The following is a 4576-nucleotide window of genomic DNA, read 5'->3' on the forward strand; positions in this document are numbered from 1 at the left end:
AGCAGGGTGGACAGGTCGGTCACCTCAAAAGAATTGGGGATGACCTTGAACCACAGCAGCGGCAGGTAAATCAGAAACAGAATGGGGGACGCCCACACGAAGAACGGGACGGGGCGCTTGGCCGACGGATACTTAGCTCGTGAGTACGACATTGTGACCTCCTTGGGGTGTCAAGGTGTGAAGGGTAAGCTTCACTGTCACTACATCATAATGCAAAAGGTTCTCGCGAGGTCAGAAAAAAGCCTCCGTGCCAGATAGTCTCCGGCGCGGGGGCTTTCGTATAGGTCTTCTTAGAGGTACTTCTCCAGGCTGCTCTCGGCCATGCGGGACAGCTGCTCACGCACCGTGCGGGCACGAGCCTCACCCACACCGTCCACGGCGCGCAGGTCCTCAAGGGACGCCGCCATGAGAGCCTGCAGGCTGCCGAAGCGCTCCACCAGACGCTCAGAAATAGCGTTCGGAATGCTCGGAATGCCGGCAAGCAGGCGGAAACCGCGCGGCTGCAGGGGCAGCTCCAGGTCGGGGTTCTCACCAAAGCCGACAGTGCGGGCAATCGTGCGCAGATCCACGATGTCCATATCGTCCAGGTTCTGCAGCGCCTCAACGCCGGCGGTAATCAGCTCGTCGTTCACCTCGGGCAGGTAGTCGCGCAGAATCAGGTCGCTGGCGGTCATCTCGGGGGCGCGCAGCTCCTCCAGCTGCAGGGCAATCAGGCGGCCGTGCACGCCGAGCTCGAGCACGTAGTGGCTGACCTCGCGGATAATGCGGTTCACCATCTCCATGCGCTGCAGGGTCATCGCCACGTCGCTCAGGGAAACGTTCGACTCAATCTCCTGGGCAGACAGGTTAGAGAGCACCGAACGCAGACGCTTCTTATAGCTTTCAAGGGTCTGAATCGCCTGGTTTGCGCGAGCCATCAGGTACTGGCTGTCCTCAACCATGTAGCGGGTACCGTCAACGTACACAGAAATCACGGACATCGACGCGCTCACCGAAATCACCGGGAAACCGGTCTGAATTGCGGTGCGCTCGGCGGTGCGGTGGCGGGTGCCGGACTCGTTCGTTTCAATGGAGGCGTCCGGCATGAGCTGCACGCCGGCGTGCAACAGACGGGTGGCGTCGCGGTCGCAGATAATAGCGCCATCCATCTTCGCCAGCTCGCGCAGGCGGGTTGCCGAGAACTCAGTGTCGATATTGAAACCGCCCGACGACAGGGAGGATACGGTGCGGTCGGATCCGAGTACGATGAGTGCGCCCGTACGGCCACGCATGATGCGTTCCAGGCCCTCGCGGAGCTCGGTGCCGGGGGCGATTCGGGCAATAGTTTTAAGCAATAGGTCACTATAATTCATCTGCACGAAAACCATTGTACCCGTAAGGGTGGTTATTGAGCCAGGTCAGGGGCGGAACGGCGGGCTAAAGTGCCTCAAAAACGAACGGATATTCTCGATATTTATACGGGAGTGCACCGGGCTAAACTATCTGCGTTTAAGAGTAAAAATGCGTTCTGTGGCACCCCATTTCGCCGTGACCAAACACCGCGCACCATATCGCCCCAGACCCTAAAATAGACCCATGACCGCGCGTACGAAAAACACCAAAACCGCACCCGCCTACCGCTGCACCGAATGCGGCTGGACCACCGCCAAATGGGTAGGCCGCTGCGGCGAATGCCAAACCTGGGGCACCGTCGAAGAAGCCGCCGGGGGCACCCGCGCGCGCACCCGCGCCGCATCCAGCGTGCAGAAACCCGCCCAGCCCATCGCAGAAGTCGACTCGCGCGTAGCCGCCTACATGAGCACCGGAAACCCCGAATTTGACCGCGTGCTCGGCGGCGGACTCGTACCCGGCGCGGTCATCCTCATGGCGGGCGAACCCGGCGTGGGTAAGTCCACCCTGCTGCTGGATGTTGCCGCCACCTTCGCCCGCGGCACCGCCGGATTTGCGGGGCAGAAGGGCGCGCAGAACAACCCGGCGCAGAATAGCGCACCCCAGCCGCCGCGCCCGGTACTGTACATTACCGGCGAAGAATCCGCCGCGCAGGTCAAGCTCCGCGCCGACCGCATCGGCGCCATCGCGGACACCCTCTACCTGACCAGCGAAACCGACCTCGGCACCGCCCTAGCGCATATTGAGCAGATCAACCCCTCCCTGCTGGTCATCGACTCGGTGCAGACCCTCGCCTCCGCGGAAGTTGAGGGTAGCGCCGGCGGTGTGACCCAGGTGCGTGAGGTTGCCGCCTCCGTGATTGCCGCGGCTAAGGAACGCAACATGTGCACCCTGCTCGTGGGCCACGTGACCAAGGAAGGCACCATCGCGGGCCCGCGCCTGCTCGAGCACCTGGTGGACGTGGTCTGCCAGTTTGAGGGCGATAAGCACTCGAATATCCGCATGCTGCGCGCTATTAAGAACCGCTTCGGCCCCACCGACGAGGTGGGCTGCTTTGACATGCACGAGGACGGTATCGCACCGGTGCTGGACCCCTCCGGCATGTTTGTTTCGAGCACCCCGCACCCGGTGGCGGGCACCTGCGTGACCGTCACGATGGAGGGTCGCCGCCCCCTGCTCGCGGAGGTGCAGGCACTGCTGGATCAGGCGGTGGCACCCGCCCCTCGCCGTACCGTTTCGGGTCTGGATTCGGCACGTATTCAGATGCTATTGGCGGTGCTGCAGCGCCGCGCCGGGCTGAACGTGGGCAAGCTTGACTGCTACGTCTCGACGGTGGGTGGCGCGAAAATTGCCGAGCCCGCCGCCGATTTGGCGTGCGTCATGGCGCTCGCGTCGGCGGCGCAGAATAAGCCGCTACCGCGCAAGCTCGCGGTCTTCGGCGAAGTCGGTCTGGCGGGTGAGGTTCGCGCCGTGCCGGGCATCCGCCAGCGTATCGCGGAGGTGGGCCGCCTGGGCTTCACGCACGTGCTGGTGCCCGCCTCCCCAACCGGCGTGGGGGACGTGCCCGAGGGCGTTACCGTGCGTGAGGTAACCACTCTGGGTGAGGCGCTCGCGCTCCTCTTCCCGCAGAAGTAACCACCCGCGCATAAACAGCATAGAGACAGCACAGGAGGGGGCTCCCGGCTGGTGTGAATGCCGCCGGGAGCCCCCTTTACTGCGTCTTGATGGGTTGCCGCTGACCCCGCTAGAGCCGAGCTAGAACCCAGCTAGAAACCCTCCAGAAACCCGCTAGGAGGAGCGGCTCTCCTCCTCGTTCTCGTGCAACATAATGTTGATCGAGCGGGTGTTGAGCTTGTTCGTGTGGTGGGTGTTCACCGCGCTATCGGTCACGCCGTCAACCACCGTGGAGTTGTCCATGTCAGCGTCAACAATCGGGATTGCCGAGGTACGCGGTGCGTGCTTCGTGACTGCCTCGCCCAGGGGCACCAGAACCGCCACGGCGTCCTTGTGGGACATGCCGGTCGCCTCCAAAAAGTCCACCACAATCAGGCGGAGCATCAGCACCAGCGACTCGCCCTCAAAGGTCGCCACACCCATGGTGCGCGGCTCGAGGGTGCCGGCAAGCTTGATCATGCGCTCGCGTGCCGCCATCATGTAGTGCTCGCGTTCGCCTTCGGTCGGTGCAGACATGCCCAGGCCGAGGCTCTGCGCCGCCAACGACAGCTCGGTCAGTGCGTCACTGAGCGAAAGCTGCGCGGCAGTACGCAGCTGCACGTGGTGAATCGTGGACGCCATACGACGGTTGAGCACGCGGTCGTTACGAATCGCCAAATCCACCGCGGCGAGGGTCTTCGCCATGCGCGCCAGCTCGCCCTTGCTCTTGCGGCTATTCCACGACAGCTCGCTCATGCCCTGCGCGGTAATCAGGTCGCCGCGGCACGCATCGTAGAGCGGCTGCAGGGCGCGCGCATCGAGTAGGCTCTGGTACGCCTTGTTGTAGTCGTAGTAGCGAATCGCTTCGGAGGAGAGCTGGAAAACCTTTGCGAACGCATCCATGAGGGCCTGTGCGCGGGCACGCGGGTTCTTACGCGGATCACGCGGCATCAGGTACATGGCGAGGAATGCAAAGGCGCCACCCACAATGCCGTCGAAACTGCGAGTGAACGCGTCATCAGGCACCGGCAGAAGCAGCACAAAACACGCCTGGAAACTCAGCTGAATCGTGAAAATAATGCCCTTATCAATGAAGCGGGCAATAATCACGGACAGGAACAGCACGACCGCCGCCTGCCAGGTGCCGTGGCCGAGCAGGATTAGCAGAAGGTCACCAATGAGAATGCCGAGGGTCACGCCGAAGGATACCTCGAGGATGCGGCGGGAGTGTTTCGCGCCGCTCACGTAGCCGAGGGATACGAGGGCGGCAACCGCCGCAAAAATGGGTTCCTTGTGGCCCAAAACGCGCTCGGAGAAAAGCCACGCACCCATGGACGCCGCAGTAATCTGCACGGACTGAAAGAAATCAGCCTGGACTCGATGAACACCCTCACGGACGAACTGTCGGGCGTTCTGTTCAGTAGTGCGTAGAATGTCTGCGAATCGTGCCATGGGCACCATCATACCGGCGCATATGCGGTGCACAAGGGGGTAGGGGAGTGTTGGGTTGAAGTGTGAGAGACCCCGCGCCCCG

Annotated in this window: 3 protein-coding genes; 1 reads left to right on the forward strand and 2 read right to left on the reverse strand. The window is 62.7% G+C overall.

Going from position 1 to position 4576, the window contains the following annotated elements:
* Positions 1 to 290 precede the first annotated feature (290 nt).
* Positions 291 to 1367, reverse strand: a complete 1077-nt coding sequence (gene disA, locus QZ540_RS08090) for a DNA integrity scanning diadenylate cyclase DisA (protein WP_012902785.1) — start codon at positions 1365 to 1367, stop codon at positions 291 to 293.
* 208 nt (positions 1368 to 1575) lie between these two features.
* On the opposite strand from disA, the gene QZ540_RS08095 reads away from it, so the two are divergent.
* Positions 1576 to 3024, forward strand: a complete 1449-nt coding sequence (locus QZ540_RS08095) for a DNA repair protein RadA (protein ID WP_294629082.1) — start codon at positions 1576 to 1578, stop codon at positions 3022 to 3024.
* A gap of 153 nt (positions 3025 to 3177) precedes the next feature.
* Here the strand turns inward: QZ540_RS08095 and QZ540_RS08100 are convergent, their stop codons facing one another.
* Positions 3178 to 4506, reverse strand: a complete 1329-nt coding sequence (locus QZ540_RS08100) for an FUSC family protein (protein WP_363279998.1) — start codon at positions 4504 to 4506, stop codon at positions 3178 to 3180.
* Positions 4507 to 4576 lie beyond the last annotated feature (70 nt).

It is taken from the genome of uncultured Rothia sp. (genome assembly GCF_916049665.1).
Lineage (GTDB): Bacteria > Actinomycetota > Actinomycetes > Actinomycetales > Micrococcaceae > Rothia.

Bases quoted from the DNA above. Each gene is read 5' to 3' on its own strand.
- QZ540_RS08095 (WP_294629082.1), top strand. From the start codon at position 1,576: ATGACCGCGCGTACGAAAAACACCAAAACCGCACCCGCCTACCGCTGC.
- QZ540_RS08100 (WP_363279998.1), bottom strand. From the start codon at position 4,506: ATGATGGTGCCCATGGCACGATTCGCAGACATTCTACGCACTACTGAA.
- disA (WP_012902785.1), bottom strand. From the start codon at position 1,367: ATGGTTTTCGTGCAGATGAATTATAGTGACCTATTGCTTAAAACTATT.